A 20,484-nucleotide genomic window follows, 5' to 3' on the forward strand; every position below is an offset into this window, starting at 1 on the left:
ATGCACACGATTCATGACGGGCATTTTTGGCCCGAATTTGACCGCGCTTTTTCACGGTCCTATCGTTCGACATGCCTGCCGGATTCGTCTCGCCGCTCCTGCCGATCAAAAAGGCGTGAGCGCGCGACCCTTCACCTCGTGACCCTCCCACTGCCATGAATTCTGACGCGACAGCTGTTCTGACACCCCTGCCCGCCATCCGGCCCACCAGCAAGGTTCGTCGCGCGGTGACGACCGCCGTGCTCGGTCAGGTTCTCGAATGGTACGACTTCTTCCTCTATGGCACCGCCGCCGCGCTCGTATTCGGCAAGCTGTTCTTTCCCGTTGGCAGCGATCCGCTGACCGGCACGATCGCTGCGTTCGGCGGCTTTACGGTGGGCTTCATCGCGCGGCCCATCGGCGGCGTGCTGTGCGGCCATATCGGCGACCGCTACGGCCGCAAGACGGTCATGATGCTGACGCTGCTCGTCATGGGCACGGCCACCGTGTGCATGGGTCTTCTGCCGACCTATCAGCAGATCGGCCTCGCGGCGCCCGTCATGCTGGTGCTGTTGCGCATTTTGCAAGGCCTCGCCGCAGGCGGCGAATGGAGCGGCAGCATTCTGCTGATTCACGAAAGCGCGCCCGCCTCCCGGCGCGGCGCGCTCGCGGCCTGGAGCCCGTGCGGCGCAGCGTTCGGCTTCGTGCTGTCCACCGCCGCGTTTCTGCTCGTGCAAACGCTCACGCCCGCCGACTTTCACAGCTGGGGCTGGCGCGTGCCGTTCCTCTGCAGCGCCGTGCTGGTTGCGCTCGGCCTGTGGATGCGCCGCTCCGTCGACGAAAGCGCGGAGTTCGCCGAGGTCAAGGCCACGCGCCGCGATGCCCGCATGCCGGTCGTCGAAGTGCTGCGCCAATGCCCGCGCCAGGTGTTGACCGTGTTCGGCCTGCGCTTCGGCGAAGGCGCGGCGTCGTACATCTTCTTCGCGTTCTCGATTGCGTATGGCCAGTTCATCGGCCTGAAATCGAGCTGGGTGTTAGGCGGCTTGACCGTGTCGATGTTGCTGATGATCCCCATGTCGCTGTTGATGGGGCGTCTCACGGACCGGATCGGCCGCAAGCCGGTCTATCTCGCCGGCGCCGTGGCGATGGTGCTGGTCGCCTATCCGTATTTCTCGCTGCTCGGCTCAGGCGTGCTGTGGAAAGTCATCACCGCGCTCGTACTCGCCAACAGCATCACGCTCGGCATTCTGGAAGGCGCACAGCCCGCGTTCATCAGCGAGTTGTTGCCGGTTCATCTGCGGTTTTCGGGGCTCGGTATCGGCCGCGAGATTTCGTCGGTACTCGGCGGCGGACTCTCGCCGATGGTCGCGACCGCGCTGCTCGCGCATTACCGCAGCGCCGCACCAGTGGCGATCTATCTCGTCGTGCTCGGATTGATCACGGTAGCCGCCACCTGCTTCGCACCGGAGACCTTTCCCAAAGCGCTGCGGCTCGAGGCGAAGGCCAAAGAGCATTCAGAGCGCGAAAGCGCTTGACGTCCCCGCCGACGCCAATTCGTCCGAACTCATTTACTCCATTTTCAAGCCGTCATCATGCAAAGCCTTCCGATGAGCAATGTTTCGACCTACGCTTACGAACCCAGGGCGCTCGATCATGCCGATCCGTATCCTGAGTACGCCGGCCCGATCACACTCGACGCGCTGATCAGCGAAATCGAGCGCCGCCGCGACGAGTTCGATCAACTCTCCCATGTCCCGCGCGACATGATCGCGAAGATGAAGCGCGCGGGCATCTTCCGCGCCAGCACGCCGCAACGCTTCGGCGGCGACGCGCTGCCACCGGCGCAATTTCTGCGGATGCTCGAACGCATTGCGATCGCCGACGGCTCCGCTGCCTGGGTGGCCGCGTTCGGCTCGGCGAATACGTATCTCGCCGCGTTACCGATCGAAACACAGGAGCAGATTTACGCCACCGGCCCCGACCAGGTTTTCTCGGGCGGCCTCTATCCGCCGCAACCCGCTGCCCAGGCGCCGGGTGGCTTCGTGGTGAGCGGGCAGTGGCGCTTCGCGAGCGGCTGCAAGGGCGCCGACTGGATCGGCGTCGGCATCGGCGGCACGCCCGCCAACTCCGGCGCGGCGGCCGCGGGCAAGCCGTTCACCGCGGTGTTTCCCGCGCATGAGGTCGAGATCGTCGAGAACTGGAACGTGGTCGGTATGCAGGGAACCGGCAGCCACGATCTGCGGCTCCAGGATAAATTCGTTGAGACGCCATGGACCTTCGTGCGCGGCGGCGCGGCGCTGATCGACGAACCGCTGTACCGCTACCCCGCCGTCGCCTATCAGGCGCAGGTGCACGCTGCCGTCAACATCGGTCTCGCGCGGGCGGCGCTCGATCTGTTGACAGGCATGTCCGGCTCGACCAAAACCACCACCGGCGCGCCGCGCCTCGCCGACCGCGGCTATTACCGCTCGGGCCTCGCGAAAGCGGAGGCCAACTGGCGCAGCGCCCGCGCGTTCTTCTACGAATCCGCCGAGGCCGCATGGCGGACGATCATCAACGGCGATGCCGTCTCGCAGGAGCAGGCGAATCTGTTGCGCCTGAGCGCGACGCACGCCGCGCAGATCGGCGCCGAAGTGGTCATGCAGGCGTATCAGATGGCGGGCGTCGCGGCGATCTATCGCGAGAACCGCCTGCAGCGTCTCGTGCGGGATTCGATCGTCGTGACACAACATGCGTTTCTGGGTGAAGGCACCTATGACGCCTCCGGCGCGCTGTTCGCGGGCGTGCCGCCAGTCACGCCTTTTCCGTAACACGGCGCGCCCGGCCTCCTGCCATGCAAAAGGAAATGAACGTGACGATCGAAGACACCAGAAAGCGTTTCCGCGACGCGATGGCGTGCCTGCCGGCCGCCGTCAACATCATCACCACGGATGGACCCGGCGGCCGCTGTGGCATCACTGCCAGCGCGGTGTGCTCGGTGACGGACGCGCCGCCGACCATGCTCGTCTGTATCAATCAAGCCAGCTACGTGCATGACGTACTGCATCGCAACCGCAGCGTGTGCATCAATGTGCTTGCCGCGGAGTGCCAGGAACTCGCGCGTGATTTTGCCGGCATGACGGCGTGCTCGATGGACGAGCGCTTCGGCCGTCACGCTTGGACCGTGGGCGAGTCGCCGGCACCGGTGCTGCAGGATGCGATTGCCAGTCTCGAAGGCGAGATCGTGGACATCAAGACGGTCGGCTCGCACTCGGTCATGTTCGCGCAGATCCGCCACGTTGCGCTGCGCTCGGACGGCGACGGGCTGATTTATTTCGGCCGGCAGTTTCATCGCTTGAGCAGGCCGCCAGCAACCGCGCCGCTTACCGCGCAAGCAACGAGGTGAACGTGGAAGTCTGCTTCTTTCTGATTGGCCACGGTGCGCCTGAGCGAGAAGCGCGGCCCCCCGAGCTGTCACGGCTCGAAGCGGCCTCGCGCGACACGGAGGGATTGCGCCGTCTCGCGATTCACGTGCCCGAGGAATCGGACGACTGCGATCCTTTGTCGACGACCGACACTTCCGCCCGCCCCCGCTGCGTGCTGCAATGGTATTTCGACGATCTCGAACCGCTTGAACACGCGCTGCAACCGTGGGGTGCGTTGCACGACGTGGTCGAAGGCGCTTCGACCACGGGTCTCGTCTTCACGCAGCAGGCCATGGCGGTCAGGCAGTTCGCCACGCCGAATCCGGGTGACCCCAGCGCTCGCGCCGAGCGCTGCACATACCTCGTCAGCTATGAAGGCGAAGCGCAGGACTTCAACGCGTGGCTCGCGCATTACCTCGCGCATCATCCGCCACTCATGGCGCAATTGCCCGGCATTCGCGAACTCGAAATCTACACGCGTCTGGATTACGGTTCGGGCCTCGAAGTGGCACGCGCCACGTCCATGCAACGCAACAAGGTGGTTTTCGACGATGCCGCGTCGCTGGCCGCGGCCCTCGCGTCGCCGGTTCGGGCCAGCATGAAGCAGGACTTCAACGCCTTCCCGCCGTACAGCGGCGCGACGCTGCATTTCCCTATGCGCAGCATTTACGGTAATCTGAAACCCAAATAAATACCCCTCCCTCGCCGCGATCCGAACGTCATGAGCAAGTCGCAACCCGGCATTACGGACTTGAACCTGCTGCGCGTGTTTCTGGCCATCTCCGATCTGCGCAGCCTGACCGCCGCCGGGGAACGTCTCGGACTCACGCAGCCTGCCGTCAGCCACGCGTTGCGCCGGCTGCGCGTGCTGTTCGACGACCGGCTCTTCGTTCGCACGCCCACCGGCATGATTCCAACCGACGCCGCCTTGCGCCTGCACGCGCCGCTCACGCAGGCGTTCGGGATCATCAACGACGCGGTCCAGCAAATCGCCAAGTTCGATCCGGCCACGGCGCAGCGCGTTTTTCGCGTGTCGATGTCGGATATGTCGGAGTTCTATTTCCTGCCGCCGCTTCTGTCGATGCTCGATCGCAACGCGCGCGGCATTCGCCTGGAAATTGCGAATGTCTCCGTCGACTCGGTGAGCTCGGCCATGCGCAGCGGCAAGATCGATCTCGCGCTCGGCTATGTGCCCGGCCTCGACCCCGGTTGCATAAGCAGAACGCTCTTCGTCGACGAACATGTGTGCGTGGTGCGCGCCGGTCACCCGCTGCGCAAACAGAAGCCGACCAAGGAAGATCTCGCGAGCCTGCGTTATGTGTATGCCAGCACCAATGCGACCGGTCACCGCATGGTCGAACAATGGCTGGAAGAATTGAATCTGCGCCGCGATATCGTGCTGCGCCTGCCGCATTTCGTGGTGGCGCCGGAGATCGTCCAGCATACCGACCTCGCCGTGATTTTCCCGCGGAGTATCGCGCAGCGTTTCAACCGCAATAAAGCCTTTCGCATCCTGCCTTTGCCGTTCGCGCTGCCGCCCATTGAAATTCAGGTTCACTCGCACTCGCAATTTTCGGCGGATCCGGGCATTGCCTGGCTGCTCGATGAAATCTACGGCATGTTCCATCGACCGGCGAGCAGCGCGCAAACGCCAGCCCTCGCACCGCGACGGGCGCGGAGAAAAGAATCGATATGAACGTCAGAGCCCTGCAGTGCTTCGTGATTCTCGTGGAGGAGCTCAACTTCAGCCGCGCCGCCGAACGCCTGCATATCGCGCAGCCCGCACTGAGCCAGCAGATCCGTTCGCTCGAAGAACGACTCGGCACGCAACTGGTCGATCGCGCGAGGCGTCCGCTGAGCCTGACCGAGGCGGGCCAGTATCTGTGCAGCGAGGCGCGACAAATACTCGGCACGCTGGAACAGATGACCCTCGTCGCGCAGGAAATCGGCGTAGGCCGGCGTGGCTGGCTGAGCATCGGCTTCACCCGCTCGTCGATGTACAGCGTTCTGCCGCCCGCGCTGAAAGCATTTCACGAGGCGTTTCCGCAGGTCGAACTCAAACTCTTCGAGATGCTCACCGAAGAACAGACCGATGCGCTGCGCGACATGCGTATTCACATCGGCATTGGCCGGCAGCCGCTGACGATTGAAGGTTGCACGTCGTATCCGCTGCTGCGCGAGCGCGTCATGGCCGCGCTCGAACCGGGGCATCCGCTTGCCGCGCACAAGAAAGTGCGCATTGCCGAACTCGCCGATACTCCGTTGATTCTGTATCCGAAGCATCAGAACGCCCAATTCAAACGCTCCGTGCAATCGCTCTATCGCGATGCGGGCATCACCCCGGTCGTCGCGCACGAGGCTTATGAAATCCAGACCGCGATTGCACTGGTGGCCGCGGGTCTGGGCGTGACCTTTATCGGCGAATCGGTGGCGCGGCACGGGCGCACTGATGTGGTTTTCCGCCACCTCACCGGACCCGGCTCGTCGTATCGCTCCACACTCGCAGCCACTTTCCGCACCGACGACCCTTCGCCTCATCTGCGAGCGTTTCTGGGTTGCCTTCCCGCGCCGCTCCCGGGCCCAGCACTATAAGCAATCAGTTATAGAAGCATAAGCAAGCGGTCTTGGACTCCCACCGCGCGCGTTCTTATCATTGGCTCACATATGATTAGAACGCAGCCACGGCTACGGCCGTCGCCGCAAGGTAGGAGACAGGATGGACGCGATCAACGAAGCCGTAACCATGCGAAAAGTCTACGGGCGCCTGATGCCCCTGCTCTTCGCGATGATGTTCTTCAACTATCTCGACCGGATCAATATCGGTTTCGCCGCGCTGGACATGAACAGGCAGCTCGGGTTCAGTCCGGCCGTGTTCGGGTTCGCGGGCAGCATCTTCTTCGTCGGGTACATGTTGCTGGAAGTGCCGAGCAACCTGTTGCTGCATCGCGTGGGCGCACGCCGCTGGATCGCGCGCATTCTCCTGACCTGGGGCGCGGTCGCCGCCGCCACGGCGTTCGTGTTCAACGATTCGAGCTTCTACGTGCTGCGCTTTCTGCTCGGCGTCATGGAAGCGGGTTTTCTGCCGGGCGTCGCCGTCTACCTGACGAAATGGTTTCCCGTGCGCTACCGCGCGCGTGCGGTGGGCGGCTATATCATCGCCGGTTCATTTTCCGCGGTGCTGGGCGGTCCCATTTCCACCGCGTTGATGACCTATGCGAACGGCATTCTCGGCTTGCAGGGCTGGCAATGGATGTTCATTCTCGAAGGCGTGCCGGCCATGCTGCTGGGCCTGCTGACGCTGCGCATCATGACCGAACGCCCCGCCGACGCCGACTGGCTGTCCGTCGACGAAAAGCGCTGGCTCGAATCGACGCTCGCCGCCGAGCGCGAAGCCGTGGGCGGTAACGCGCATTTCCCGCTGCTGCGCGTGGCGGGCGACATCCGCGTATGGAGTCTTGCTTGCCTGTTCGGTTGCGCGCTGGTTGGCATTTACGGCCTGTTTCTGTGGTTGCCGCAGATCGTCAAGAGCCTCGGCCACCTGACCAATCTCGAAGTCGGTTTTTTATCGGCCGCGCCACCTTTGCTCGGCGTGCTGGGCACGTTCCTCGTCAGCCGCAGTTCCGATCGCACCGGCGACCGCAAGAAGCACCTCGCATTCGTGTACGGCATGAGCGCGCTGGCCATTGCCGGCAGCGCCTACGCACCGAACCCCGTGATCGCTTATGGGCTGCTGTGCGTGACCGGTTTGTTCATCTATGCGGGCAACCCGCTGTTCTGGAGCCTCGCATCGTCGTTCAGGACCGGCGCGGCGGGCGCCGCGACGATCGCGCTGATCAACACCATCGCGCAATTCGGCGGCCTGGTCGGGCCGTGGAGCATCGGCCTCGTGCGCAGCGCAACCGGCAATTTCAAGCTGGCCTTGCTGACGATCGCGGCCTTTCTGGTTGTTGCGACGATCATCGCGCTGGTCATGCGGGTCACACCGGCGGAAGACAAAGCAACTTCCCTCGCCGCCGACCCCGCCCCGCGCGCCTGAAAGGCGGCACGGCCGGACGGAGCGATTGAACAGACAGCGGATCGAATCTGCGCGCACTGCGCATGCACGCGCAGCGACAACTCACAGGATTGGCACACCATGATCATCGATTGTCACGGTCATTACACGACCGCACCGAGCCAGCACGAAACCTGGCGCGCGCAGCAGATCGCCGCGCTCAAGGACGGCGGCACGCCGCCGCCACGGCCATCGATCACCGACGACGAGATTCGCGCGAGCATCGAAACCGGCCAGCTGCGGATCCAGCGCGAGCGCGGAACGGACCTCACGATCTTCTCGCCCCGCGCCGCCGGCATGGGCCATCACCTCGCCACCGCCCAGGCCAACGCGCTCTGGTCAAGCGAATGCAACGACCTTGTGCATCGCGTGTGCGAACTGTTTCCGCGCAACTTCGTCGGCGTGTGCCAATTGCCGCAGGCGCCGGGCGTGCCGCCCGCCAACTGCATCGCTGAATTGCGGCGCTGTGTCGAAGAGCTCGGCTTTATCGGCTGCAATCTGAATCCGGATCCGTCCGGCGGCCATTGGTCCGGTCTGCCGCTCACGGACCGCTCCTGGTATCCGCTCTACGAGGCGATGGTGGAACTCGACGTGCCGGCGATGATCCACGTCTCGTCGTCGTGCAATCCAAACTTCCATGCAACGGGCGCGCATTACATCAACGGCGACACGTCGGCGTTCATGCAATTGCTGCAGGGCGATCTGTTCGCCGACTTTCCCTCGCTGCGCTTCATCATCCCGCACGGCGGCGGCGCCGTGCCGTATCACTGGGGCCGCTATCGCGGACTCGCGCAGGACATGAAGCGTCCGCTGCTCAGCGAATACCTGCTGAACAACGTGTTCTTCGACACCTGCGTCTATCACCAGCCCGGCACCGAACTGCTCGCCAAGGTCATTCCGGTCGGCAACATCCTGTTCGCGTCGGAAACCATCGGCGCGGTACAGGGTATCGATCCGGAAACCGGCCACTATTACGACGACACCCGCCGCTATATCGACGCCATCGACTGGCTCAGCGACGCGGACCGCCAGCGTATATACGAAGACAACGCGCGCGCCGTGTATGCGCGGCTCTCGCGTCAACTCGATCGTCAACTCGATCGACAGCTCGCTACACCAGCAACTCAAGGGGCAACGGTATGAATCCAATCGGATGGCGCGAATACGAGTCCGCGCCGCAGGCGAGGCCGGCCACGCTAGACGCATTGCGTGAACTGGCCGTGTCGCTGCTGAGCGACAACATGGCGCGCGCGAGCGGCATGGTGGGCTTGCGGCCCTATCACCAACCGAGACCCATGGCAGGCACCGCCGTCACGGTCCACACCCGGCCAGGGGACAATCTCGCGATTCATCGCGCGTTCGACTTTTGCCGGCCCGGCGACGTGCTCGTGATCGACGGCGCGGGCGATCTCACGCAGGCGCTGATGGGCGAGATCATGGCCAGCTTCGCGGAAAGTCTCGGCGTTCAGGGTCTCGTGATCGACGGCGCGATCCGTGACGTCGGCGCGCTGCGTCAGCGCGATTTTCCGGTGTACGCGCGGGGCGTCACGCATCGTGGCCCGTACAAGAACGGACCGGGCGAAATCAACGTACCGGTCACGGTCGGTGGCATGGTCGTGCACCCTGGGGATATCATGGTCGGCGACGAAGATGGCTTGCTCGCCATCGCGCCCGCCGACGTGGAAGCGGTGATCGAAGGCGCGCGTCGCCAGCATGCGAAAGAAACAGCGGCGCTGAAGTCGATTGCCGACGGCAGATTCGACCGCTCGTGGGTCGTTCCGCACCGGGAACGAATGATGAACAACTGATTGTGGGCCACATGGCGCAATATCTGAACACGGCAACACTCCTCGAACTCGCGCGCAATGCGCAAACGCGCGCTACCGCGCCCTGCTCGTGCACGAAAACCCCGCTCGACGGCTGGCAATCGCAACCTTTGTCGCTCGATGAAACGCAGTTCGAGGAAATCGGCACGCTGTTGCCGGAGGACGATCCGGAGCCGACGTTCAGTGAGTATCTGCCGGGCAAAACCAGTTATTGGGCGGCGGACGCGCCTATCGCGCCGAAATACTTCCCGTATAACCGGTGCGCCGTGTGGCAATGCTCGTTGTGCGGGAGGCTTTATCTGCGTTACGTGGAAGGCGGCGGGTACTTCGTCGATCGCAGGATTCGTGCGGTGCGGGCGGCGCTGATCGAGGATGTGCCTCTGCCCGCGTGATGGTGGCGGCGAAACGCGAGGCGCGAGCCGCGAGCCGCGGCTCAATGCCCCGGCTTCAACGCCGCATACGCGCCAGGCGTGATGCCATAGGCGCGCTTGAACAACCGGTTCAAATGGCTCTGATCGTAAAAGCCCACCGCTGCCGCGGCCGTCGCCGCATTGTGGCCGGCAGCGAGCATCCGCTTCGCCGCCAGCAACCTCACCTGGGTCGCGTAGGCGTGCGGCGGCAAGCCAAATTCCTTGCAGAAAGCGCGTGTGAGGTAAAAACGGCTCAGCCCGACCAGTTCCGCCAGTTCGTCGACTGAGATATCACGCTCGTAATTGGCGGCGACATACTCGCGCACCTGCTCCATCTTGCGCGCTTCGCGCCGGGGCTCGACCGGCTCCTCACCGGAGCGCCCATAGCGTCCGACCAGTATGCCCATCGCGGCCCACCAGTTCGCCTGACGCTCCATCAGCGAGACAGCGCCCTGTTCATCCATGCTCGCGTGCGCCTTGACCAGCAAACCCGCGAGGTGCGGATCCTGATAAAGTCCCGGCGGAATCAGCAGCGGCTTGTCGGCGCGCGCATCGGGTGAGAACACCGCGCTCAGCGCGCCAAGCCCTTCCATGTCGAGATAGATCGCGCGATAAATCCATTCGCGGCCCTCCCAAACCTCACCGCTATGATATTCGCCCGGCCCGAACACCAGCACGCTGCCGGGTCCGGCAATCTCGCTGCCCGCGCGCGTATGGCATTGGCCCGCGCCGGCTTCCGTCATGACGATGACCAGTTCGTCGTGCAGATGGCGGTCGAACTTGTGATTGCCATAACGTGCGCTCGCAAGACACGCGCCGTCGAGCGCGCCGTCTCGCCAGCAGACCACTTCCGGCTCGCTCTTATCCGATGTCTCCATAGCACACGCTCCCTTCTGAACACCCATCAAACCAGCTCGATTCTGACACGACGATTGCGACGGCCTTTGTTTTCGATCTTCGCGATGCGAATGGGCCGCGACTGCGCGGTGTTGGTCAGATGCGTGCCGCCGCACGCCTGCCGGTCCAGATCGCCGATCTCGACGATACGCACGTTACCGTCCGGCGTCGGCGGCGGCGCCACCGAGAGGCTGCGGATCAGGCCTTGCGTTGCCTTGGCTTCGTCGGCGCTGACATAGTAGACGCGCACGTCCATCGCATTGCGGATCACTTCGTTGGCGGGCTCTTCCAGCAGACGCAGGGCGTCGTTATCCGCGTCGGGCAGATCGAAGTCCATGCGCGCGGTGCCGTCCGCGTTGATCTGCGCGCCGGTCACGAGCGCGCCGGCAAAGCGCTGATACACCAGTGCATTGAGAATATGCGTAGCGGTATGCAGTTGCGCGACGGTGGCGCGACGCGCCGCGTCGATGGCCACGTGCACGTTGCCGGCCAGCTCCAGCGGCTCGTCGAGCAGATGCCACAGCATATCGCCTTCCGCCGCGACGCCTGTGATGCGCACCGCGCCGTGCGCGTGCGTGAGCATGGCCGCGTCTGAGACCTGCCCGCCGCCGCCCGGATGCAGAGCGGATCGGCCCAGCACGACAGCGCCGGGCCGCGCCGCGATCACGGTCGTTTCGAAGTCCAGCAGGTCCGGCTGCTCATGGCAAAGATAGTGCGCCACCTTGATGTCCTCGCATGCATTGACTGAATATGGCAAGCATACCCAGTCCCGTGCGAGGCCGTCTTGGTTAAAAATGCCCTGGGAGGCGGCCATGCAAGGAGCGCCTTACCTCTCCAATTCGGCAAACAGCCAATCCTGAAAGCTGCGTAGCTTCGGCAAATCCGCACGCGACTTCAGCAGATTCAGCGTATAGCCGCTTACGCTGAGGCCGTCCGCGCCGAACGGCGCGACGAGGCGCCCGGTCTCCAGTTCGCGCTGTGCGAGCAGCAGGCTCTCCAGACACACGCCCAAGCCATCCACCGCGGCGCTCAACGCCATGAACGAGCGGTCGAAGCGCGGCCCGCGTCCAATATCGATCCGTGTCTTTCGATGCAAACGCATCCAGTCCCGCCAGCCGACCAGACAGCCTTCGCTATGGATCAGCGAGTGGTGCTGAAAGTCCTCGATGCTGCGCAGCGGATAGTCGCCGCTCATGAGCGCCGGCGCGCATAGCGGCACGATCGTCTCCGGCGGCAATTCCAGTACCAACGTGCCGGCCGGTTGCAGCTTGCGCGGACCATAGCGGATGTCGATATCGACCGCTTCCGAAATCAGATCCGCCGCTTCGGACGACGCATTCAAACGCACGTCGATATCCGGATGCGCCGCGCTGAAACGCGCGATGCGCGGCATCAGCCACTGGGTCGCAAAACTCGGCGTGCAATGAATCGTGAGGATGTCGCTCTTCGCCACGCGGCCGATCTCGCGCGTCGCCGCGTCGATACGCGCGAACGCCGAGGTGATCTCCTCTGCGTATTGCCGCCCCGAGTCCGTCAACAGCACCGTGCGATGCAGCCGATGAAACAGACGAATGCTCAATTGCTCTTCGAGCAGCTTGATTTGATGGCTGATCGCCGAAGGCGTCACGAACAGTTCTTCTGCTGCGAGCGCGAACGACGAAAGCCGCGCGGCCGCTTCGAACGCTTGTATCGACTTGAGTGTGACGCGATTGTGCATGGCAGCATCCACGTGAATTCAATTCATCCATCGGCCATCTTAATTCGTTTGAGCGCTGGTGGGCGGACGGTTACGCTTGTTATCACTGGCTGCGGCATCGATACAGCCCACGCAAACAAGGAGACGAGACAATGAACCTCAGAGAAGCCGCGCCCTTTCCCGAGCTCGCGGAGCACGCCTACCAGATCCGCCGCAACGCGCTGCGCATGGGCGAAGTACAAGGGCAAGGCTATATCGGCCAGGCGCTCGATATCGCCGACGTGCTGGCCGTCGCCTACTTCCGCGCCATGCGTTATCGCGCCGACGATCCCGACTGGGAAGGCCGCGACCGCTTCCTGCTCTCCAACGGCCACTACGCGATCGCCCTGTACGCGGCGCTGATCGAAGCCGGCATCATCGCCGACGAAGAACTGAAGACCTACGGCAGCGACGACAGCCGCCTGCCCATGTCCGGCATGGCGAGTTACACACCCGGCATGGAGATGTCCGGCGGCTCGCTCGGCCAGGGCTTGACGATTGCGGTGGGCCGCTGCCTGGGTCTGAAGCGCAAGGGTTCGGACGCCACCGTCTACACGCTGTTCTCGGACGGCGAACTCGACGAAGGCGCGGTATGGGAAGGGCTGATGTCCGCCGCGCACTGGAAACTCGACAACCTGATCGCCATGGTCGACGTCAACAACCAGCAGGCCGACGGACCGTCTTCAGCGGTCATGGCGTTCGAGCCGCTGGTCGAGAAACTGCAGGCATTCGGCTGGTTCGTGCAACGCGTGGACGGCAACGACCTCGCGGCGGTGGTCGCCGCGTTCGATGCGGCGCGCGCACATCCTGAAGCGCAACCGCGCATCATCGTCTGCGATACGCGTATGGGGTACGGCGTGCCGTTTCTCGAAGCACGCGAGAAGAACCACTTTATCCGCGTCGACGCGCACGAGTGGCAACTCGCGCTGCAGGCGCTCGAAGCCGGGAGAACCGTATGAGCGCCGCCGCACCGAAACCGCGCCTGAAAACCTCGGCGATGATCGCCTCGATCGCCGGTGAAGGCCAGATCACCCGCTCCGCACCATTCGGCCACGCGCTGGTGGAGCTCGCGCGCAACCGCCCCGAAGTGGTCGGCATGACCGCCGACCTCGGCAAATACACCGACCTCCATCTGTTCGCGAAGGAATACCCCGAGCGTTTCTATCAGATGGGCATGGCCGAGCAACTGCTGATGGGCGCGGCCGCCGGCATGGCGCACGAAGGCGCGCAGCCGTTCGTCACTACGTATGCGGTGTTCGCCGCGCGCCGCGCTTACGACTTCATCCACCAGGCGATCGCCGAGGACAACCTCGACGTCAAGATGGTGTGCGCGCTGCCCGGCCTCACGACCGGCTACGGTCCGAGCCACCAGGCGGCCGAAGACCTCGCTCTCTTTCGCGCGATGCCGAACCTCACGGTGATCGACCCGTGCGACGCGCTCGAAATCGAACAGATGGTGCCGGCGATCGCCGACCATCGCGGCCCGGTGTACGCACGGCTGTTGCGCGGCAACGTGCCGGTCGTGCTCGACGAATACGATTACCAGTTCCAACTCGGCAAAGCGAAGCTGCTGCGCGACGGCGCCGAAGTGCTGATCATCTCGTCCGGGATCATGACGATGCGCGCACTCGAAACGGCCAAGGCGCTCGCCGCCGATCGCATCGACGTGGGCGTGCTGCACGTGCCGACCATCAAGCCGCTCGACGCGGTCACGCTGCTGCGCGAAGCGCGCCGGCCGGGGCGCCTCGTGATCGTGGCGGAGAACCATACGGTGATCGGCGGACTCGGCGAGGCGGTGGCCACCGTGCTGCTGACCAACGGCGTCACGCCGCCCTTCCGCCAGATCGGCCTGCCCGACGCCTTTCTCGATGCCGGCGCGCTGCCGACGCTACACGATCGCTACGGTATTTCGACCGAGGCGATGTGCGACACGATCAAGGGCTGGCTGCGCTAGGCGTCGATTTGATCGGCACAAGCAAGCGTATTAACCGATAGCAAAGAAAGCAGCAAACCATAAGCATCACATTCAGGAGATCCGCATCATGTCAGAGTCACGTCTTCTCGACGGCAAGGTCGCCGTCATTTCCGGCGGCGCGTCGCCGCGCGGCATCGGCATGGCGACCGCCCGCAAATTCGCCGCTCATGGCGCGCGTATCGCCATTTTCGATCTGGACGAAAAGGCCGCAATCGAAGCCGCCGCTTCGATCGGGCCGGAGCATCGCGGCTATGCGTGCAACGTCACCGATCGCGGCGCATGCCAGGCCGCCGTCGAGCGCACCGTCGCCGATTTCGGTTCGATCGATATCCTGATCAATAACGCCGGTATCACCCAGGCGGCCAAGCTGCTCGACATCGACCCGGAGAGCTGGGATCGCATTCTCGACGTCAACCTGCGCGGCGTGCTGTATCTGTCGCAAGCGGTCGTGCCACAAATGAAGAAACAGAAGAGCGGCTCGATTGGCTGCATGTCGTCGGTGTCGGCGCAGCGCGGCGGCGGCATTCTCGGCGGCCCGCATTACTCGGCGGCCAAAGCCGGAGTACTCGGTCTCGCGAAAGCGATGGCGCGCGAACTCGGCAACGACGGCATCCGCGTGAACTGCGTGACCCCGGGCCTGATCCAGACCGACATCAACGCCGGCAAGATCAGCGACGACAAGCGCGTCGAGATTCTCGCGGGCATTCCGTTGAATCGCCTCGGCGTACCCGACGACGTGGCCGGCGCATTCCTGTTCCTCGCGTCGGACCTGTCGTCGTATATCACCGGCGCGGTGATCGACGTGAACGGCGGGATGCTCATTCACGGCTGATCCGTCCCGGCAGGACGGGCCGTCTGGCGGGAAGCCGGCGGCGGCGATGGAGACCTTGCAGTAGACAGCAAACGGGCGCGGCGCGCGACACGTGCAGCCGCCGCGCTCGAGATTCCAGCATAACCATAACGACACGCCATATTGGAGGAAGACACCATGACTACCCGTTCGAACGCCCCGCAGGGCATCAGCCGCCGCACCTTTCTGAAAGCCGGCGCCACCTTGTCCGCAACCGTGCCTTTGTGGAGCGTCTCGCGACGCGCCATGGCCGCGCCCGAGTTTTCGTACAAGCTCGCCACCGGCCAGGATCCGACTCATCCGGTGAATATCCGCGCCCAGGAGGCGATCAATCACATTCGTGAAGCGACCAACGGCCGCCTCGATATCAAGCTGTTTCCGCAGAACCAGCTCGGCTCCGACACCGACCTGCTTTCTCAAGTGCGCAATGGCGGCGTGGAGTTCTTCAACCAGGCGTCGTCGATTCTCGCGACCCTCACGCCGGCTGCGGGCATCGTCAACACCGGTTTCGCGTTCAAGGACTACGACGCGGTGTGGAAAGCGATGGACGGCGATCTCGGCAATTACATTCGCGCGCAGATCGCCAAGTCCGGCATCGTGTCGGTCAGCAAGGTGTGGGACAACGGCTTCCGGCAGATCAGTTCGTCCACCCGTGCGCTGCGTGCGCCCGCCGATCTGAAGGGCTTCAAGATCCGCGTGCCGCAGGCGCCGATGCTGACGTCGCTCTTCAAGGCGCTCGATGCGGGCCCGGCGCCGATCAACTTCAACGAACTGTATTCGGCCTTGCAAACCGGCGTGGTGGAAGGCCAGGAGAATCCACTGCCGATCATCGCCACCGCCAAGCTCTATGAAGTGCAGAAGTACATCAGCCTCACGTCGCATGTGTGGGACGGTTACTGGATTCTCGGCAACCGCGCCGCGTGGGAACGGCTGCCGGCGGATATCCGCACTATCGTCACGCGCGAATTCGAAAAGGCCGCGATGCTGCAACGCGCGGACATCGCCAAGCTGAGCAGTTCGCTGCGCGACGATCTGAAAACCAAGGGCATTACTTTCATCGACGTGGATCGCGAGTCATTCCGCGGCGCGCTGGCCAAGACGAGCTTCTACCACGACTGGAAGAGCAAATACGGCGACGAAGCCTGGAGCCTGCTGGAGAAGTCCGTCGGAAAACTGGGGTGATGCGATGATCTCGATCTCTTATTCGCACGAGCGGCAGCACCGTTTCGCCTGTGCGCTCGATTCCGCGCTCGGGCATCTGGTGGAGATACCCGCTGCCCTGCTGGTGCTCGCGGAAATCGCCGTGCTGCTCGCGGGGGTGACGAGCCGCTATCTGCTGCACTCGCCGCTCGTGTGGTCCGACGAACTCGCCTCGATGCTGTTCCTCTGGCTCGCCATGCTCGGCGCCGTGATCGCCTTGCGGCGCGGCGAGCATATGCGGATGACGGCGCTGGTCGGCATGGCGCCGCCGGGCGTGCGCGCATTTCTCGACGTGGTGGCGATCGCCGCGCCGATCGCGTTTCTCGCGATGGTGATCGGCCCGGCGATCAGCTTCGCGCAGGACGAGTCGTTCATCACCACACCCGCGCTCGAACTGTCGAACTCGTGGCGCGCCGCCGCGTTGCCGATCGGCTCGGCGCTGATGCTGCTGGTCGCGGTGGTGCGGCTCGCGCGGCTCGGCAACTGGCGTCTCGTGCTGGGCGCGCTCGCGACGGTCGGCGCGCTGGTCGGCATCTTCATCGCGCTCGGGCCGGTGTTGCGCGACCTCGGCAATGTGAACCTGCTGATCTTCTTCGTCGGCCTCGTGGCGCTCGGCGTGCTGAGCGGCGTGCCGATCGCGTTTTCGTTCGGACTCGCCACCTTCGGCTATCTCGCGCTGACCACCAACACGCCGATGCCGGTCGTCGTGGGCCGGATGGACGAAGGCATGTCGCATCTGATCCTGCTCTCCGTGCCGCTCTTCGTGTTCCTCGGCCAGTTGATCGAAATGACCGGCATGGCCGCGGCGATGATCGCGTTTCTCGCGAGCCTGCTGGGTCACGTGCGCGGCGGTCTCTCTTACGTGCTGGTCGGCGCCATGTATCTGGTGTCCGGCATCTCGGGATCGAAAGCCGCCGATATGGCGGCGGTCGCGCCGGTGCTGTTTCCGGAGATGAAAGCGCGCGGCGCGAAACCGGGCGATCTGGTGGCGCTGCTCGCCGCGACCGGTGCGCAGACCGAGACGATTCCACCGAGCCTCGTGCTGATCACGCTCGGCTCGGTGACCGGCGTGTCGATCTCGGCGCTCTTCACGGGCGGCATGCTGCCGGGCATCGTGCTGGCGATTACGTTGTGCATCGTCGTGCAGTGGCGTTATCGGCGCGAGGACATGTCGAACGTCAAACGTGCAACGCGCGGCGAGATTCTGCGCAAACTGGTGATCGCGTTTCCGGCGCTCGCGCTGCCGTTCGTGATTCGCGCGGCGGTGGTCGAAGGCATCGCGACGGCGACCGAAGTTTCCACCATCGGCATTGCTTATGCGGTGCTGGCCGGCTTGCTGATCTATCGCCGTTTCGAGTGGCAGCGGCTCAAGCCCATGCTAATCGATACCGCCACGCTGTCCGGCGCGATCCTGCTGATCATCGGCTCGGCCACCGCCATGGCGTGGGCGTTGACGCAATCCGGCTTCTCGGGCCAACTCGCGCAGACCCTGGGCGCATTGCCGGGCGGCGCGGCGATGTTCATGGCGGCCTCGATCTGCGTGTTCGTGATTCTCGGCAGCGTGCTCGAAGGCATTCCGGCCATCGTGCTGTTCGGCCCGCTGATGTTCCCGATCGCGCGCGCCATGCATATCCACGACGTGCATTACGCAATGGTCGTGATTCTCTCGATGGGCGTGGGCCTGTTCGCGCCGCCGTTCGGCGTGGGCTACTACTCTGCTTGCGCGGTGAGCCGCATCCATCCCGACGAAGGTATGAAACCGATTCTCGGTTACATCGCCGCGTTGATGGTCGGCCTGATCATCGTGGCCGCCGTGCCGTGGATTTCGACGGGGTTCCTGCATTGAGCCGTTGATCCCCTGAAGCGCGAGGCATGCGCCGCGCTGCCTCGCGCGATGTTCTTCAGCACGCTTTTTTCGCCTGCTTCTTCGGGCCGCTTATTTGGGCCGCTTATTTGGGCCGCTTATTTGGGCCGCTTATTTGGGCCGCTTATTTGGGCTGCCTGATCAGGCCGCTCATTTGGGTCGCTTCGTCCAAGTTATCTATTGCCGCCCGCTGCACGTAACGCAGCGGCGTAGAGGAGCCTTTTGCCATGTCCACCACCGAAGCCACGTCTGCCGCACCGAACACCGCGCTTCCATCACTCACGCCGCTGTCGCGCGCCGCTCCCGCTGTCGCTCAGCCCGCGCCCTTGCCGTTGGCCGACGCGATCCGCTTCCTTTCCATCGACGCGATTCTGCGTGCCGGCGAAGGCCATCAGGGCGTGCCGCTCGGCATGGCCGAAATCGCGACCGCGCTGTTCACCCGCCACCTGAAATTCAATCCCGCCGATCCGACCTGGCCCGATCGCGACCGCTTCGTGCTGTCGAACGGTCACGGCTCGCTGCTGCTCTACTCGCTGCTGTATCTCACCGGCTATGACGCCATCGGTCTCGAGCAGATCAAGACCTTCCGCGAACTCGGCTCCCATTGCGCGGGCCACCCCGAGTACGAACCGGCGCACGGTATCGAGGCCACCACCGGCCCGCTCGGCCAGGGCATTGCCAACGCGTTCGGCATGGCCATTGCCGAAGCGTATCTCGCGGCGAAGTTCGGCAGCGAGCTCGTCGACCACTACACGTATGCATTCGTCGGTGACGGCTGTCTGCAGGAAGGCATCGGCCAGGAAATGATTTCGCTCGCCGGGCATCTGCAACTGGGCAAGCTGATTCTCTGCTGGGACGACAACCAGATCACCGACGACGGCAGCACTTCCCTTTCCATCAGCGAGGACGTCTGCGCGCGCTTTCGCGTGGGCGGCTGGCAGGTCATCGAAGTCGACGGGCACGATCTCGAAGCCGTGTCGGCGGCGCTGACGATCGCCCGCTCGGACCCGCGACCTTCGATGATCGCGTGCAAAACCGTGATCGGCCGCGGCATTGCGCGTTTGCAAGGACAGCGTGGCGGCCACAGCGGCAAGCTGTTCCAGACAGACGCGGACGCGGCGCGCGACACCCGTGGCTGGCCGCACGCGCCGTTCGAGATACCCGCGGAGACTCTCGCAGCATGGCGAGCGGCAGGACGGCGTAGCGACCCTCAGTATTACGCATGGCACGAACGTCTCGCCGCGCTGCCCGCCGCAGAGCAGGACGAGTTCGAACGGGTCCTGTCGGGCCACCTGCCGCAAGGCTGGCGCGACGTGCTCGACGACTACCGCAAACGCGCCGTGGAGCGCGGAGAACCGCAACCCGGCATCACCGTCTCGGGCGAAATCAGCGATCTGCTCGCGCCGCTGTTGCCGGAACGCATGGTCGGCTGCGCCGATCTCGAAGCGCCCACGGGCCACAAGCGTCAGTTGCATGCGTTTACTGCCGAGGACCATAGCGGCGCCTACGTTCACTGCGGCGTGCGCGAACACGTGATGGGCGCGATGGCCAACGGCATGGCGGCGCACGGCGGCGTGATCGCGACGAGCGTGACATATCTAGCGTTCGCCGACTATCAGCGGCCGGCCATGCGCATGGCGGCGCTGATGGGCCTGCCGGTGCACTTCGTGTTCAGCCATGATTCGATTGGCGTCGGCAAGAATGGGCCGACGCATCAGCCCGTCGAAATTCTCGCCTCGCTGCGCGCAATGCCGAACATGCGCGTGTTGCGTCCCGCCGATGCCGTCGAGGCCGCCGAGTGCTGGGCGCTCGCACTCGAACATCGGCGCGGGCCGAGCACACTGGTGTTCGCGCGCCAGGCGCTGCCGCTGGTGCGCACGGCACATAGCGCCGCGCCGTTGTCGCAACGCGGCGCTTACGTGCTGGCCGAGGCCGAAGGCGGAGCGCGCGCCGTGACGCTGCTCGCAACCGGCTCCGAAGTCGCGTTGGCCTTGCAGGCGCGTGGTCAATTGCAGGACGAAGGCATCGCGACCGCCGTGGTGTCCATGCCGTGCTGGGAGATTTTCGACGAACAGGACGACGCCTATCGTGCCGCCGTGCTCGGTCCGGGCACCGTGCGGATCGGCGTGGAAGCGGCATTGCGTTTCGGCTGGGACCGTTATCTCGGCGAGCGCGGCGGCTTTGTCGGCATGACGGGCTTCGGTGCGTCCGCCTCGGCCGAGACGCTGTACGAGCATTTCGGCATCACCGCGCAGCATATCGTCGCTGAAGCGAAGCGGCATCTGTAAAT

Annotated in this window: 19 protein-coding genes; 16 read left to right on the forward strand and 3 right to left on the reverse strand. The window is 64.3% G+C overall.

Going from position 1 to position 20,484, the window contains the following annotated elements; all coding sequences use genetic code 11:
- The first annotated feature begins 155 nt into the window (after positions 1 to 155).
- The 10 genes from P0D70_RS13275 (at position 156) to P0D70_RS13320 (ending at position 9,655) form a co-directional block, all read left to right on the forward strand.
- A complete protein-coding gene (locus P0D70_RS13275; RefSeq protein WP_408184821.1) occupies positions 156 to 1,514 on the forward strand; it encodes an MFS transporter in 1,359 nt (452 codons plus the stop codon).
- Positions 1,515 to 1,586: 72 nt separating this feature from the next.
- Positions 1,587 to 2,789 carry an acyl-CoA dehydrogenase family protein gene (locus tag P0D70_RS13280; RefSeq protein WP_408184873.1) on the forward strand — a complete coding sequence of 401 codons (1,203 nt, stop codon included), beginning with the start codon at positions 1,587 to 1,589 and terminating at the stop codon, positions 2,787 to 2,789.
- 23 nt (positions 2,790 to 2,812) lie between these two features.
- Positions 2,813 to 3,364, forward strand: coding sequence for a 4-hydroxyphenylacetate 3-monooxygenase, reductase component (hpaC, locus tag P0D70_RS13285; RefSeq protein WP_408184822.1), 552 nt, complete (start codon positions 2,813 to 2,815; stop codon positions 3,362 to 3,364).
- A 2-nt stretch (positions 3,365 to 3,366) separates the two neighbouring features.
- Positions 3,367 to 4,074: an EthD family reductase gene (locus P0D70_RS13290; protein WP_408184823.1), complete on the forward strand. Its 708-nt coding sequence runs from the start codon at positions 3,367 to 3,369 to the stop codon at positions 4,072 to 4,074.
- Positions 4,075 to 4,104: 30 nt separating this feature from the next.
- Positions 4,105 to 5,079, forward strand: a complete 975-nt coding sequence (locus P0D70_RS13295) for a LysR family transcriptional regulator (protein WP_408184824.1) — start codon at positions 4,105 to 4,107, stop codon at positions 5,077 to 5,079.
- A complete protein-coding gene (locus P0D70_RS13300) occupies positions 5,076 to 5,975 on the forward strand; it encodes a LysR family transcriptional regulator (protein WP_408184825.1) in 900 nt (299 codons plus the stop codon). Before P0D70_RS13295 ends, P0D70_RS13300 begins: the two co-directional genes overlap by 4 nt.
- Positions 5,976 to 6,099: 124 nt before the next feature.
- Entirely contained in the window at positions 6,100 to 7,419 is a 1,320-nt protein-coding gene (locus P0D70_RS13305) for an MFS transporter (protein WP_408184826.1), read from the forward strand.
- Positions 7,420 to 7,518: 99 nt separating this feature from the next.
- Positions 7,519 to 8,580: an amidohydrolase family protein gene (locus P0D70_RS13310; RefSeq protein ID WP_408184827.1), complete on the forward strand. Its 1,062-nt coding sequence runs from the start codon at positions 7,519 to 7,521 to the stop codon at positions 8,578 to 8,580.
- Complete coding sequence (locus P0D70_RS13315; RefSeq protein ID WP_408184828.1) at positions 8,577 to 9,245, forward strand: RraA family protein; 669 nt, start codon at positions 8,577 to 8,579, stop codon at positions 9,243 to 9,245. The genes P0D70_RS13310 and P0D70_RS13315 overlap by 4 nt, the downstream gene beginning before the upstream one ends.
- 11 nt (positions 9,246 to 9,256) lie before the next feature.
- Entirely contained in the window at positions 9,257 to 9,655 is a 399-nt protein-coding gene (locus P0D70_RS13320) for a hypothetical protein (protein WP_091803177.1), read from the forward strand.
- Between the two features lie 41 nt (positions 9,656 to 9,696).
- On the opposite strand, the gene P0D70_RS13325 is transcribed toward P0D70_RS13320, so the two are convergent.
- The 3 genes from P0D70_RS13325 to gcvA all read right to left on the reverse strand — a co-directional run bounded on the left by P0D70_RS13325 (position 9,697) and on the right by gcvA (position 12,287).
- Complete coding sequence (locus P0D70_RS13325; RefSeq protein WP_408184829.1) at positions 9,697 to 10,551, reverse strand: AraC family transcriptional regulator; 855 nt, start codon at positions 10,549 to 10,551, stop codon at positions 9,697 to 9,699.
- A 26-nt stretch (positions 10,552 to 10,577) separates the two neighbouring features.
- Positions 10,578 to 11,291, reverse strand: coding sequence for an alanyl-tRNA editing protein (locus P0D70_RS13330; protein ID WP_091808848.1), 714 nt, complete (start codon positions 11,289 to 11,291; stop codon positions 10,578 to 10,580).
- Between the two features lie 105 nt (positions 11,292 to 11,396).
- Positions 11,397 to 12,287, reverse strand: coding sequence for a transcriptional regulator GcvA (gene gcvA, locus P0D70_RS13335; protein WP_408184830.1), 891 nt, complete (start codon positions 12,285 to 12,287; stop codon positions 11,397 to 11,399).
- A 131-nt stretch (positions 12,288 to 12,418) separates the two neighbouring features.
- On the opposite strand from gcvA, the gene P0D70_RS13340 reads away from it, so the two are divergent.
- The 6 genes from P0D70_RS13340 (at position 12,419) to tkt (ending at position 20,482) form a co-directional block, all read left to right on the forward strand.
- The gene (locus P0D70_RS13340; RefSeq protein WP_408184831.1) at positions 12,419 to 13,264 is read left to right on the forward strand and encodes a transketolase; all 846 of its coding nucleotides are present in this window, start codon (positions 12,419 to 12,421) and stop codon (positions 13,262 to 13,264) included.
- On the forward strand, positions 13,261 to 14,259 hold the full coding sequence (locus P0D70_RS13345; protein WP_408184832.1) for a transketolase family protein: 999 nt from the start codon (positions 13,261 to 13,263) through the stop codon (positions 14,257 to 14,259). Before P0D70_RS13340 ends, P0D70_RS13345 begins: the two co-directional genes overlap by 4 nt.
- 88 nt (positions 14,260 to 14,347) lie before the next feature.
- Complete coding sequence (locus P0D70_RS13350; RefSeq protein WP_091803195.1) at positions 14,348 to 15,112, forward strand: SDR family NAD(P)-dependent oxidoreductase; 765 nt, start codon at positions 14,348 to 14,350, stop codon at positions 15,110 to 15,112.
- 156 nt (positions 15,113 to 15,268) lie between these two features.
- The gene (locus tag P0D70_RS13355) at positions 15,269 to 16,312 is read left to right on the forward strand and encodes a TRAP transporter substrate-binding protein (protein ID WP_408184833.1); all 1,044 of its coding nucleotides are present in this window, start codon (positions 15,269 to 15,271) and stop codon (positions 16,310 to 16,312) included.
- A 4-nt stretch (positions 16,313 to 16,316) separates the two neighbouring features.
- Positions 16,317 to 18,176: a TRAP transporter large permease gene (locus P0D70_RS13360; RefSeq protein ID WP_408184834.1), complete on the forward strand. Its 1,860-nt coding sequence runs from the start codon at positions 16,317 to 16,319 to the stop codon at positions 18,174 to 18,176.
- A 245-nt stretch (positions 18,177 to 18,421) separates the two neighbouring features.
- Positions 18,422 to 20,482 (forward strand): transketolase, encoded by a 2,061-nt coding sequence (gene tkt / locus P0D70_RS13365; RefSeq protein ID WP_408184835.1) that lies wholly within the window; start codon positions 18,422 to 18,424, stop codon positions 20,480 to 20,482.
- The last annotated feature ends 2 nt before the right edge of the window (positions 20,483 to 20,484 follow it).

It is taken from the genome of Paraburkholderia sp. RL17-381-BIF-C (assembly GCF_046026435.1).
In the GTDB taxonomy this organism is placed as follows: Bacteria; Pseudomonadota; Gammaproteobacteria; order Burkholderiales; family Burkholderiaceae; genus Paraburkholderia.